The sequence below is a fragment of the Nocardia violaceofusca NBRC 14427 genome (assembly GCF_963869435.1).
GTDB classification, from domain to species: domain Bacteria; phylum Actinomycetota; class Actinomycetes; order Mycobacteriales; family Mycobacteriaceae; genus Nocardia; species Nocardia aobensis.
In genome coordinates this window covers 22,738-35,380 of the sequence record NZ_CAWMPM010000046.1, presented here as the reverse complement: position 1 = coordinate 35,380, position 12,643 = coordinate 22,738, and the positions used below count along the sequence as shown (strand labels likewise).

The following is a 12,643-nucleotide window of genomic DNA, read 5'->3' as shown; positions in this document are numbered from 1 at the left end:
ATGGGAACCTTCGACACATCCCGCCGTACCGGCGCGTCCTCCGGCGCCGCGAACAGTGCTTTACGCGTGCGTGATTCGGATCGCGTCGACGCCTGCGCACTGCTGGACGCCGCCCGCGACGACGGCCAGCTCTCCGATGGCGATCACCAGCGGCGCACCGCCGCGGCGATGAGCGCCCGCACCTTCGCCGATGTGGAGAAGGTGATCGGCGATCTGCAGATTCCGGCCAATCTGGTCGACGCTCCCGTCGTGCGCCCGGCCCGGCGACGACGGTCCAGGCGTTGGATGGTGGCCGGTGGGGCCGTGGCGGCCGCGGCACTGATCGGAATGTTCTGCGGCTGGGTGAGCAGTGACAACGGTCCGCTCGCCGATCGCACGCCGCCGGATATGACGACCGCCGCCGGCATCGAAGTGTTCCTCTCCGATTACCGTCAGCACTACGGCGATCTGCTTGCCGACGACGTGACGTTGATGCCGGAGCACGCCTCGATCGAGCGGCCCCGCCCGGGGGATCCGTCGACCACCGAAAGAGCCTCCTACAAGGGCGAATTCGACACCTGGACGACCAGCAGCCGCGATCCGAAACTCGCGCCGATCGACCTCGGCACGATCGATGTGCCGAAGTTGGCGGCACTGCTGGCCGGCGCTCCGCGAACCGTCGGGTCTCCACAGACGAAGGTCAGCCATCTGATCATCGGGCGCGACAGCTCCGCACCCGACCACCCGCCGACGGTCACGATCTTCACCGAAGGCGCTCGCAGCGGCCACCTGGTGGTCGCGCCGTCCGGCGAACCCCTGGTGATCTTCAAGTCCCAGCCGTGAGGCAGTGATGTCTCCAGCTGTGAGGCAGTGAACGCCGGCCCCGTCCTCCCCGGCGGGTTTCACCTGCGCGTCTCGGGTTAGCCGGGAAGTGAATCGCCGGGTCGACGAAAGTGGGGTTCGCAGATGAGCGGGAACGAGGATCGGATCGCCAGGGAACTGCTCGACCGAGCGGGGACCACCTATGCGGCCGAGGCGGGAATCTCCCTCGCCGACAAACCGGCTCCGCTGTTCCAGCTCCTGGTGCTGGCTCAACTGATGAGCGCCCGGATCACCGCCGATATCGCCGTCGCCGCCGCGCGCGAACTGAGATCGAGCGGTTACCGCACCCCGCAGCGCGTCGCCGAGGCCGAGTGGCAGGACCTCGTCGACGCGCTGGGACGCGGCCACTACCGCCGCTACGACGAATCGACCGCCACCCGGCTCGGTGAGAATGCCACGATCCTGCTCGACCGCTATCACGGCGATCTGCGGAAACTGGCCGACGAAGCGGATCGCGACCCGGATCGGCTGGCCGAACTGCTGCAGCAGTTCAAGGGGATCGGGCCGACGGGCGCCGAGATCTTCCTGCGTGAGGTGCAGGACGTGTGGACCTGGGTGCGCCCGCATTTCGACGACCGGGCCCGTAAGGGCGCCGATCTCCTGCATCTGTCGACCGATCCGCAGCGGCTCGATCGCCTGGGCCGTTCCGGCCACGACGCGGAGCTGGCCGCCGCCCTGGTCCGGGTGAGCCTCGACAAGGATCTCGCCGATCAGGTGCTCGCGGCCGCCGGCTGAGCTCGCAAGAGATCGAAACGCCTGGTCATCCGCGTATCGCGGTATCCGGCCGGGTGTTCGCCGCCGGGGCGGGAAAATTTTTCGCCCCGGCGGGAATGAACCGTCCGCCCCGCTCGTTGAGCTGTTCGACGCAAGGTTGAGTGCAATCGGCTCAAGTCTCTGGTTGACTCCGACGGGATCGGGGGGCAGGATTGAGCCGACCACGCTCAGTGTTGCTGAGGACCGTGCTCCGTGCGGTGTCAGGGGCGAGGTCCGACCGGCACGAACAAGTGCCGCGCGCAGGGTCGCCCCCTGCACCACACACAGTTACATCACCTAGGAGGAACCACTATGGCTCGTGCGGTCGGTATCGACCTCGGGACCACGAACTCGGTCATCGCTGTTCTCGAAGGCGGTGAGCCGGTCGTCGTCGCCAACTCGGAAGGTTCGCGCACCACCCCGTCGGTCGTCGCGTTCGCCAAGAACGGAGAGGTTCTCGTCGGGCAGCCGGCCAAGAACCAGGCGGTGACCAACGTCGATCGCACCATCAAGTCCGTCAAGCGCCACATGGGCGAGGACTGGACGGTGGAGATCGACGACAAGAAGTACACGGCGCAGGAGATCAGCGCCCGTACCCTCATGAAGCTCAAGCGCGACGCCGAGTCCTACCTGGGCGAGGAGATCACCGACGCGGTGATCACCGTGCCCGCCTACTTCGAGGACGCGCAGCGCCAGGCCACCAAGGAGGCCGGCCAGATCGCGGGTCTGAACGTCCTGCGCATCGTCAACGAGCCGACCGCCGCCGCGCTGGCCTACGGCCTGGACAAGGGCGACAAAGAGCAGACCATCCTGGTCTTCGACCTCGGTGGCGGCACCTTCGACGTCTCGCTGCTGGAAATCGGCGAGGGCGTCGTCGAGGTTCGTGCCACCTCCGGTGACAACCACCTCGGTGGCGACGACTGGGACAACCGGATCGTCACCTGGCTGGTCGACAAGTTCAAGGCCAGCTCGGGCATCGACCTGACCAAGGACAAGATGGCCCTGCAGCGTCTGCGTGAGGCCGCCGAGAAGGCGAAGATCGAGCTGAGCTCCTCGCAGAGCACCTCGATCAACCTGCCCTACATCACCGTGGACGCGGAGAAGAACCCGCTGTTCCTCGACGAGCAGCTGACTCGCGCCGAGTTCCAGAAGATCACCTCCGATCTGCTGGATCGCACCCGCGCGCCGTTCCAGTCGGTGATCAAGGACGCCGGTATCTCGGTCAAGGACATCGACCACGTCGTGCTCGTCGGTGGCTCCACCCGTATGCCCGCGGTCTCCGAGCTGGTCAAGGAACTGACCGGCGGCAAGGAGCCCAACAAGGGCGTGAACCCGGACGAGGTCGTCGCCGTCGGCGCCGCCCTGCAGGCCGGTGTGCTCAAGGGGGAGGTCAAGGACGTCCTGCTGCTCGATGTCACCCCGCTGTCGCTGGGTATCGAGACCAAGGGTGGCGTGATGACCAAGCTCATCGAGCGCAACACCACCATCCCGACCAAGCGGTCGGAGACCTTCACCACGGCCGACGACAACCAGCCGTCCGTGCAGATCCAGGTCTTCCAGGGTGAGCGCGAAATCGCCTCGCACAACAAGCTGCTCGGCTCCTTCGAGCTGACCGGCATCCCGCCGGCCCCGCGCGGCGTGCCGCAGATCGAGGTCACCTTCGACATCGACGCCAACGGCATCGTCCACGTCACCGCGAAGGACAAGGGCACCGGTAAGGAGAACACGATCAAGATCCAGGACGGCTCCGGCCTGTCCAAGGAGGAGATCGACCGGATGATCAAGGACGCCGAAGCGCACGCGGCCGAGGACAAGTCGCGTCGCGAGGAGGCGGAGACCCGCAACCAGGCGGAGTCGCTGGTCCACCAGACCGAGAAGTTCATCGCGGACAACTCCGACAAGGTGCCGGCCGAGACCAAGGAGAAGGTCGAAGCGGCCATCGCCGAGGCCAAGCAGGCCCTGCAGGGCAGCGACATCGCCGCGGTGAAGTCCGCGGTGGAGAAGCTGGCCACCGAATCGCAGGCCCTGGGCCAGGCGATCTACGAGGCTTCGGCCGCCGAGGGTGGCGCCGCCGCCGACGGTGCGGGCAACGCGTCCGCCGGTGACGACACCGTTGTCGACGCAGAGGTCGTGGAAGAGCCGGAGAAGAAGTGACGGAACACAGCGGCGGGCCGCTCGATAACCACGGCCCGAAAGAGGAGCCGGTCACCATCGTCGACAGCCGGAAGATCGACCAGGACGGGAAACCGTCCGCTCCGCAGGGTGATGTGAGCGAGGCCGCGGCGAATTCCGCCGCGGCCCCCGCCGCCGAGGGTGACGCCCTCGCCGACAGCATCAGCGCCGAATTGTCGGAGCGCACTGCCGATCTGCAGCGGCTGACCGCGGAGTACGCGAACTACCGCCGCCGCGTCGATCGCGACCGCAAGGCCGCCATCGATTCGGCCAAGGCCGCGGTGGTCACCGAATTGCTCGGTGTGCTCGACGATCTGGATCGTGCCCGTGCTCACGGCGATCTCGAGTCCGGACCGCTGAAGTCGGTCGCGGACAAGCTCGCCGACGCGCTGCAGAAGCAGGGCCTCGAGGAGTTCGGTGCCGAGGGTGAACCTTTCGACCCGACCCTGCACGAGGCCGTGCAGCACGAGGGTGAGGGACACAACCCGGTGATCGGGGTGGTCATGCGTAAGGGTTACCGCTTCGGCGACCGCGTCCTGCGCCATGCGCTGGTCGGAGTCACCGATGGGGTAGCGGATCTGTCCGACTCGTCGGACACTGCGAATGCCGGCCGAGATGCCGACGGTGCCGAGTAACACACAGTCGCGCAACGTGACGGAAGGAGGAGATGCCCGGTGAATCGGGAGTGGCTGGAAAAGGACTTCTACAAAGAGCTGGGTATTTCCTCCGGCGCGACCCAGGACGAGATCAAGAAGGCCTACCGGAAACTGGCCCGGGATCTGCATCCGGACAAGAATCCGGGAGATACCAAGGCCGAGGAGCGCTTCAAGGCGGTCAGCGAGGCGCACGCCGTGCTGGCCGATCCGGAGAAGCGCAAGGAGTACGACGAGGCCCGGCGGTTGTTCGCCAGCGGCGGTTTCGGCCGCGGCGGCTACGCACCGGGTGGCGGCTACACCGGCGGTGGTGGCTTCTCCAACGAATTCAACCTGGGTGACATCTTCGGCGGTGCGGCCGCCGGCGCGGGTGACGGCGGTCTGGGGGATATCCTCGGCGGCCTGTTCAACCGCGGTGGCACACGGACCACGTCGCGCCCGCGACGGGGCAGCGATGTGGAGACCGAGACGACTCTCGGGTTCCGTGAAGCGGCCCAGGGCGTGACCGTTCCGCTGCGGATGACCAGTCCGTCGCCGTGTACGACCTGTCACGGCAGCGGCGCCAAGCCGGGCACCAGCCCGCGAGTGTGCCCGCACTGCAACGGAACCGGCGTGATCAGCCGCAACCAGGGCGCGTTCGGGTTCAGCGAACCCTGTGACGACTGCCGTGGAACTGGCTCGATCATCGACGATCCCTGCACCGACTGTCACGGCACCGGTATCCAGAACCGGACCCGCACCATCACGGTGCGCATCCCGCCCGGGGTGCGCGACGGGCAGCGGATCCGGCTGGCCGGTCAGGGCGAGGCGGGTCTGCGCGGCGCGCCGGCGGGTGACCTGTACGTCACCGTGCACGTCAGCCAGGACAAGGTCTTCGGCCGCAACGGCGACGACCTGACCCTGGTGCTGCCGGTCAGCTACAGCGAATTGGTGTTGGGTACAACGGTTTCCGTGCCTACACTGGAAGGCAGAGTCGGAGTGAAGGTGCCACCCGGCACCGCCGACGGCCGGACGCTGCGGGTGCGTGGGCGCGGTGTGCCCAAGCGCGGCGGCGGCGCCGGTGACCTGCTGGTCACGGTGAAGGTCGCGGTACCGCAGAAGCTGGACGACGAAGCCTCCGAGGCGCTACGGCGTTACGCGGAGGCGGAGAAGGCCGGCGGGTTCGACCCGCGCGCAGGTTGGGCAGGTGCGTAATGAACGGTGATCCGAAGAATCGGGCAACCGGCACCGAGTACTTCATGATCTCGGTGGCGGCTCAGCTGGCGGGAATGCACGCACAGACGTTGCGGACCTACGACAGGCTGGGATTGGTTACGCCGCAACGCACTTCCGGCGGCGGCCGGCGTTATTCGTCACGGGATGTGGAACTGCTCCGCGAGGTGCAGCGCCTGTCGCAGGACGAGGGCGTCAACCTGGCCGGGATCAAGCGGATCATCGAACTCACCAATCAGGTCGAGGCGCTGCAGCAGCGGGTGGGTGAATTGACCGCCGAGGTCGACCGCCTGCGCGCCGGGCACCGGCCCGATCTGGCTCCACCGCAACGTAGTACCGCACTGGTGGTGTGGCAGCCGCGCAACAAACGGCGGTAAGCGGGTTCGGCGCGGCGCAGTTCCGCGACCGAACACACTGTGCGACAGCGCCCCCGATCGGGGGCGCTGTTCGCGTCTGCGGATGCCGGATGGTTGCCCAGCATGCGACCGGCAAATCTGAAAATCGCGTATCGAGCCATGCACGACTACTCCCGAACACGCCGAAATACTTAGCGTGTCACGGTCTTTGGGTCGGTTTCCAGGGGCCTACACACCCGCGGACCTTGGTTCCGCCGAATTACCTCCCTGTTGTTCCATCAGTGCGTCCCGCACCTGGCAAACCTCGCCTACACTCGGTCTCCATCGGCTGCGCCGCGTGTCCGGCGGCACCGCGCTCACCGGACCGGCCCGTGTTCGACGTGCGAAATGGGGTTGTGGACAGATGGATTCGCGGACCGTCGCGTTGATCAGAACGACGTTCAAGGCGGTGGCCGCGGAGGACGGCGGCCCCGAACAACTCGCCCGCTCCTTCTACGCCCTGCTCTTCACCGAATATCCGCAGCTCCGGGACTTCTTCCCCGCGGCACTGGAGGTGCAGCGCGACCGGCTGGTCAAGGCCATCGGGTATGCCGTGGACCGGCTGGAGGAGCCCGAGCAGCTACTACCCTTCCTGGCCCAGCTCGGTCGCGACCACCGCAAATACGGCGTCGTAGCCGAACATTATGCCGCCGTGGGCAATTCGCTCAAAAGCGCCTTGCGAGCCCACGCCGGAACCGAATTGTGGACCGACGAGGTGGAGCAGGCCTGGGATGCCGGCCTCGGGCTGATCACGGAGACGATGATCGGCGCCGCCGAACTGGAGACGACACCGCCGGTCTGGACCGGAACCGTCGTCGAACATCGCGAGGTGCTGTGCAATCTGGTCGTCGTCCGGCTGCGGCTCGACCAGCCCATGTCCTATGCGGCCGGACAATACGTGAGCGTGCAGATCCCGGCCCGCCCGCGGATGTGGCGGTACCTGTCCCCGGCGATTCCGGCGAATCCCCAGGGCGAGATCGAATTCCATATTCGCAGCGTCAGCGGCGGATGGGTGAGTCCGGCGATGGTCGGCCACACCACGATCGGTGACCAGTGGCTGCTCGGGGCGCCGCTGGGCGGGCTCGGGGTGCCGCGCAACACGCGCCGGAAGATGCTGATGGTGGGCTGCGGCACCGGAATCGCGCCGCTGCGAGCGCAATTGCTGGCGATGTCCCGACGTAGATCCAATCCGAAGGTTCACCTGTTCGTCGGCGGCCACCATCCGTGCGATCTCTACGATCTGCCGACGCTGAGCGAACTGGCCGTCGCGAACAAATGGCTCACCGTCGTTCCGGTCACCGAAAGCGACGACAACCCCTGGTGGTACTACCACCCCGAGCGTGTCGAATCCGATCTTCCGGGCATAGCGCCGCGTGAAACGGGACAGATCGGAGCCGTGGTGGCTCGCGGCGGCGATTGGTCGGACTGCGATGTCCAGATCGTTGGATCACCGAGTACGGTGCAGACCACCAAATTCCGGTTGATGGCGGCGGGCACGCCCACCGAGAACATCCGCCACGATCCGCTGCTCTAGACGCCCGCCGAAGCGGGTCCCGGAGCGGATCAGAGCCCGTCGAAGCGAATCGCCTCCGCCGGCGTTCCCGTATTGACCAGCACTTCCAGCGTGGCCTGGGTCATTCCGGGCGAGCCGCACACCAGGACCTGGTGGTGCAGCAGCGGGCCCATATCGCCCACCACATCGGCCAGCGTGCCCTCGAGCATCTCGTCGACATCGAATCCGACATCCACGCGGCAGCTCTCGTACCACTGGTCGACCCAGTTCGGATCCTCGGCCCTCTCGACCACCGGGATCACCGTCAGCCAAGGCATCTCGCCGGCGAGCAGGTAGAGCATGTCGGAGGCGTAGAGGTCGCGCGGGCTACGCCCGCCGATGAACAGATGGGTGCGCGGCGGCTGGGGGCGACGGGACAGATCCAGCAGCAGTGAGCGCATCGGCGCCAAACCCGTTCCGCCGGCGATCATCACGAGGTCGGTGGTGCCGGGGTCGACGCTCAGCCACCCTGCCGGGGCACTGATCCGCCACTCGTCGCCGGGGGCCGTTTCGGTGACGATCGATCCACTGCACCATCCGCCCGGGACGGTGCGGACGTGGAATTCCAGTTTGCCGTCCAGGGAGGGCGGCAGTGCGGGCGACAGCCGACGTCGCATACCCGGATGCTGCGGAATCTGGACCTCGACCGACTGACCCGGTTCGAACGGGACGAATTCGCCGATCAACCGGACCACCGCGAGATCGTGGCGCAGCCGATGATGTCCGACGACGGTCGACGACCATTCCGTCGGCGCGTCCAGCCGAATCTCCCCGGTCTCATCCGGCCCCAACGTCACCGTTCCTCCTGTGCTCCGCGGGATATCCGCCGCGTCCGAAAAGTCTTGTGCCGGGCCCGGTCCCGTGCGTGCGGGCCCGCCCACCAAGGTACGCCGTGGACGCCCGGTTGCCTACCGATTGCCGCTCACACCGGATCGGCGGCGATGATGTGTTCGGGGGTGCCGACCGCCAGCAGCGCCCGCCTGGTGTCGGCGATCATCCGCGCCGATCCGGCGATCTGGATCTGCCGATCCGACCATGAGCCGAAGCTGGCCACGACCGCGCCCAAATTCCCGATCAGCCGCCGATGCATGCCGTAGGGCGGATCGGCGGGCGGATCCGGATGCCACCACGGATTCGTATCGCTCTCGCAGACCGGCACCACCGTCAGCCACGGATTGCTCAGCGACAGCTGCCACATGTTCTCCACGTCGTAGAGATCGCACGGATAGCGGCCGCCGATGAAGAAGTGCACGCGCGGGTTGACGCCGCGCCGGCCCATCTCGATCAATTGGGCACGCAGCGGCGCGATTCCGGTGCCGGAGCCGATCATCAGCACATCGCGCTGTGAGTCGGTGTCGATGTGCAGACCGCCCAGCGGCCCGGCGATCAACCAGGTGTCGCCGACCTCGGTTTCGCCGACGATCGCGGGACTGACCCACCCGGTGCGGATCTTGCGGACGTGGAATTCGATCTCGCCGTACGGGTTCGTGGGAATGGCCGGGGACAGATACCGCCACATCTTCGGCCGCTGCGGGATCGACACCGGCACGTACTGGCCGGCCTGATAGGGGATCGGCTCGTCGGACTGCAGGCGCACGATCGCCAGGTCGTCGAGTACGCGCCGATGGCCGACCACCGTCGCTTCCCAATACGGTCGCGAGGTGTCGGAATTGGCGCCGATGGCCATCGAGGCCGAGATGAGGATCGCGATATCGCGCCAGCCGTCCTCCAGCTCGTGTGTCCAGAGGGGGCCGTTGTAGGTGACGAAGGCGGCGAGCAACGCGCGTCCGGCGGCATCGTAATGTGCCGCCTCGACACCGTATTTGCGGTGGTCGAGAGCCAACTGTTCCAGGAACCCCTGGGCGCGATCCCAGTTCTCCAGATGATCCAGCACGAACTGGATGGCGGTGCACACCCGCTTGGGCTGCATATCCATCGTGTGCGGGAACAAGTCGCGCAGACCGGGAGCCTCCGCGAACAGATGCCTGTAAAACGCGCCGATCAGTCGTTCGGGCCCTTGCGGCGCCTCGACGATCGATCGGAAGTTGGCGCGGACCAGCGCTGCCGAACGCGCATCCACGACGTCGAGCTTCCTTTCCGTCAATGTGTCCGACCACCGCTGCCGCGTCGTCGGCCTCCGCGGACCAGTATCCCCGAAAAAACCGTGGTCGTACGGTGATGAGCGGATCACTTTACCCAGATCCGCCGAGGGTGAAACGATTGGCCACAGGTTCGGAGAATATGTCAAACTTGAGCGGAACAGACTCAACTCCTACCGCGTTGAACTGTCCAGAAGAGTTCGTGCGGCCCGCGCGGACCTGACCGACAACCACGCGAGACGACCGTAGGAAGGTGATCGTGGACTCGTTCAACCCCACCACCAAGACTCAGGCTGCCCTGACGGCGGCCCTGCAGGCGGCCTCGGCCGCCGGAAATCCGGAGATTCGTCCGGCTCACTTGCTGGTGGCGCTGCTGGATCAAACCGACGGCATCGCCGCCCCCCTGCTGAAGGCTGTCGCCGTCGACCCGGCAGCGGTGCGGCGCGAGGCGCAGGACATCGTCGACCGGCTGCCCCGCGCGACCGGCGCCACCACCCAGCCGCAGCTCGGCCGGGAGGCGCTCGCCGCGCTCACCGCGGGTCAGCGCCTCGCCACCGAACTCGGTGACGAGTACGTCTCCACCGAGCACGTCGTGGTGGGGCTGGCCGAGGGCGATTCCGACGTCGCGCAGCTGCTGCTGAAGTACGGCGCCACCGCCGACGCGCTGCGCGAGGCGTTCACCGCGGTCCGCGGCAACACCCGCGTGACCAGTGCGGACCCCGAGGGCACCTATCAGGCGCTGGAGAAGTACTCCACCGATCTGACCGCCGCCGCCCGCGAAGGCAAACTCGATCCGGTCATCGGCCGCGACACCGAGATCCGGCGCGTGGTGCAGGTGCTGAGCCGGCGCACCAAGAACAACCCGGTGCTCATCGGCGAACCCGGTGTCGGTAAGACCGCCATCGTCGAGGGACTGGCCCAGCGCATCATCGCCGGTGACGTCCCGGAGTCGCTGCGTGGGAAGACACTGGTCTCGCTCGACCTGGGCGCGATGGTGGCCGGCGCGAAGTATCGCGGTGAGTTCGAAGAACGGCTCAAGGCGGTGCTGGAGGAGATCAAATCCAGTGCCGGACAGATCATTACGTTCATCGACGAACTGCACACCATCGTCGGCGCCGGCGCGACCGGCGAATCGGCCATGGACGCCGGCAACATGATCAAGCCCATGCTGGCGCGCGGTGAACTGCGCCTGGTCGGTGCGACCACGCTCGACGAATATCGTCAGCACATCGAGAAGGACGCCGCCCTGGAGCGGCGGTTCCAGCAGGTGCTGGTCGGCGAGCCGTCGGTGGAGGACACCATCGGCATCCTGCGCGGACTCAAGGAACGCTACGAGGTGCACCACGGTGTGCGGATCACCGACTCCGCGCTGGTGGCCGCCGCGACCCTCAGCGATCGTTACATCACCTCGCGCTTCCTGCCCGACAAGGCCATCGACCTGGTCGACGAGTCCGCCTCCCGGCTGCGCATGGAGATCGACTCGCGGCCCGTCGAGATCGACGAGGTCGAACGGGCGGTGCGCCGCCTCGAGATCGAGGAGGTCGCCCTCGCCAAGGAGACCGACGAGGCGTCCAAGCAGCGACTCGACAAGTTGCGCCAGGAGCTGGCCGACGACCGCGAGAAGCTGAACCAGCTGATGGCGCGCTGGCAGAACGAGAAGCAGGCCATCGACTCGGTCCGCACGATCAAGGAGCAGCTGGAGGCGCTGCGCGGTGAATCCGAGCGCGCCGAACGCGACGGCGATCTGGGCAAGGCCGCCGAACTGCGCTACGGCCGCATCCCGCAGCTCGAGAAGCAGCTCGCCGAAGCCGAGAAGAAGGCCGGCACGGCGGGCAGCGGCAGCCTCGAGGACGAGGTGATGCTCAAGGAGGAGGTCGGACCGGACGACATCGCCGAAGTGGTCTCCTCGTGGACCGGCATCCCGGTCGGCCGCATGCTCGAGGGCGAAACCCAGAAGCTGCTGCGGATGGAGGAGGAACTCGGACATCGGGTCGTCGGACAGGCCGAGGCCGTCACCGCCGTCTCCGATGCGGTGCGCCGCGCCCGGGCCGGGGTCGCCGACCCGAACCGGCCGACGGGTTCGTTCATGTTCATCGGACCGACCGGTGTCGGTAAAACCGAGCTGGCCAAGGCGCTGGCCGACTTCCTGTTCGACGACGAACGGGCGATGACCCGCATCGATATGAGCGAATACTCCGAGAAGCACTCGGTGGCTCGCCTCGTCGGCGCCCCGCCCGGATACGTCGGCTACGACCAGGGCGGCCAGCTCACCGAGGCGGTCCGGCGACGGCCGTACACGGTGGTGCTGTTCGACGAGATCGAAAAGGCGCACCCCGACGTCTTCGACATCCTGCTGCAGGTATTGGACGAGGGGCGGCTCACCGACGGTCAGGGCCGCACGGTGGACTTCCGCAACACCATCCTCATCCTCACCTCCAACCTGGGCGCCGGTGGCGACAAGGAGTTCGTCATGAACGCCGTGCGCTCGGCGTTCAAGCCGGAATTCCTCAACCGCCTCGACGACGTCGTGATGTTCTCCGCGCTCGACGAGGAACAGCTCGAGAACATCGTCGACATCCAGCTGGCGCAGCTGCAGAAGCGGCTCGCGCAGCGGCGGCTGAAGCTGGACGTGAGCGATTCGGCGCGGTTCTGGCTGGCCGTGCGCGGTTACGACCCGGTCTACGGTGCCCGGCCGCTGCGCCGGCTGATCCAGCAGGCCATCGGCGATTCGTTGGCCAAGGAATTGCTGGCCGGTGAGGTCACCGACGGCGATCTGGTGAAGGTCAACGTCGCACCCGACGGCGACGGGCTGATCGTCGGACGGTGACGACCGGGCTCGATGCTGGGCTCGATTCGGGGGCTCGATGCCGGGGCGCGGTGTGTGAGTGGATCGCACACCGCGCCCTCGGCGTATCCCCCCGATTCCACCCGCCCCCATCCACCGGT

Annotated in this window: 10 protein-coding genes; 8 read left to right on the top strand and 2 right to left on the bottom strand. The window is 67.0% G+C overall.

The window, feature by feature from the left end; genetic code table 11:
* The 7 genes from AC5592_RS31920 to AC5592_RS31890 all read left to right on the top strand — a co-directional run bounded on the left by AC5592_RS31920 (position 1) and on the right by AC5592_RS31890 (position 7,580).
* Positions 1 to 822 (top strand): DUF1707 SHOCT-like domain-containing protein, encoded by an 822-nt coding sequence (locus AC5592_RS31920; protein ID WP_063820444.1) that lies wholly within the window; start codon positions 1 to 3, stop codon positions 820 to 822.
* 123 nt (positions 823 to 945) lie between these two features.
* Positions 946 to 1,596, top strand: coding sequence for an HhH-GDP family DNA glycosylase (locus AC5592_RS31915; protein ID WP_036506546.1), 651 nt, complete (start codon positions 946 to 948; stop codon positions 1,594 to 1,596).
* 330 nt (positions 1,597 to 1,926) lie between these two features.
* Positions 1,927 to 3,768 carry a molecular chaperone DnaK gene (gene dnaK, locus AC5592_RS31910; RefSeq protein ID WP_036506545.1) on the top strand — a complete coding sequence of 614 codons (1,842 nt, stop codon included), beginning with the start codon at positions 1,927 to 1,929 and terminating at the stop codon, positions 3,766 to 3,768.
* Complete coding sequence (grpE, locus tag AC5592_RS31905) at positions 3,765 to 4,421, top strand: nucleotide exchange factor GrpE (RefSeq protein ID WP_063066318.1); 657 nt, start codon at positions 3,765 to 3,767, stop codon at positions 4,419 to 4,421. Before dnaK ends, grpE begins: the two co-directional genes overlap by 4 nt.
* Positions 4,422 to 4,460: 39 nt before the next feature.
* A complete protein-coding gene (dnaJ, locus tag AC5592_RS31900; RefSeq protein ID WP_036506540.1) occupies positions 4,461 to 5,633 on the top strand; it encodes a molecular chaperone DnaJ in 1,173 nt (390 codons plus the stop codon).
* Positions 5,633 to 6,028: a heat shock protein transcriptional repressor HspR gene (locus tag AC5592_RS31895; RefSeq protein WP_036506537.1), complete on the top strand. Its 396-nt coding sequence runs from the start codon at positions 5,633 to 5,635 to the stop codon at positions 6,026 to 6,028. The genes dnaJ and AC5592_RS31895 overlap by 1 nt, the downstream gene beginning before the upstream one ends.
* A 382-nt stretch (positions 6,029 to 6,410) precedes the next feature.
* Entirely contained in the window at positions 6,411 to 7,580 is a 1,170-nt protein-coding gene (locus AC5592_RS31890; RefSeq protein WP_036506535.1) for a globin domain-containing protein, read from the top strand.
* Positions 7,581 to 7,609: 29 nt separating this feature from the next.
* Here AC5592_RS31890 and AC5592_RS31885 read toward each other — a convergent pair whose 3' ends face one another.
* Both AC5592_RS31885 and AC5592_RS31880 read right to left on the bottom strand, forming a co-directional pair.
* Positions 7,610 to 8,395 carry an FAD-binding oxidoreductase gene (locus AC5592_RS31885; RefSeq protein ID WP_083871327.1) on the bottom strand — a complete coding sequence of 262 codons (786 nt, stop codon included), beginning with the start codon at positions 8,393 to 8,395 and terminating at the stop codon, positions 7,610 to 7,612.
* A gap of 125 nt (positions 8,396 to 8,520) precedes the next feature.
* Positions 8,521 to 9,678 (bottom strand): FAD-binding oxidoreductase, encoded by a 1,158-nt coding sequence (locus AC5592_RS31880; RefSeq protein WP_063066317.1) that lies wholly within the window; start codon positions 9,676 to 9,678, stop codon positions 8,521 to 8,523.
* 278 nt (positions 9,679 to 9,956) lie between these two features.
* Here AC5592_RS31880 and clpB point away from each other — a divergent pair, with 278 nt between their 5' ends.
* A complete protein-coding gene (gene clpB / locus AC5592_RS31875; protein WP_063066332.1) occupies positions 9,957 to 12,524 on the top strand; it encodes an ATP-dependent chaperone ClpB in 2,568 nt (855 codons plus the stop codon).
* The last annotated feature ends 119 nt before the right edge of the window (positions 12,525 to 12,643 follow it).